Source organism: Pseudomonas sp. MD330_10 (genome assembly GCF_042610415.1).
Classification (GTDB): domain Bacteria; phylum Pseudomonadota; class Gammaproteobacteria; order Pseudomonadales; family Pseudomonadaceae; genus Aquipseudomonas; species Aquipseudomonas rhodesiae.
In genome coordinates, this window is sequence record NZ_JBHGZU010000151.1 from 1 (window position 1) to 238 (window position 238).

Here is a 238-nt window from a genome sequence, read left to right on the forward strand (position 1 = left end):
CGCCCAGCAAGTTGGAGAGCTCAGCCTGGCCCTTGCGGGAGGCGCAGATGGCTAGCAGCAGGAGGCTCTGACCCTGTTCCGCTAACAGCGTGCTGCGGTTGAGCAGAGTGCGCCAAACCACTGTCTGCGCTGAGGGTTGGCCTTCTATGAACCAGAGGTCGATATCCCATTCACACCAGGCGACGTAATCACTACCGACGTGCACCAGTCGCCATTGGCGGCCATAAGTTACCAGCGC

At 60.5% G+C, this 238-nt stretch carries 1 protein-coding gene; it reads right to left on the minus strand.

Going from position 1 to position 238, the window contains the following annotated elements; all coding sequences use genetic code 11:
* The coding region (locus ACFZPT_RS26990; RefSeq protein ID WP_379559175.1) for a hypothetical protein at positions 1 to 238 on the minus strand (238 nt) is incomplete at both ends.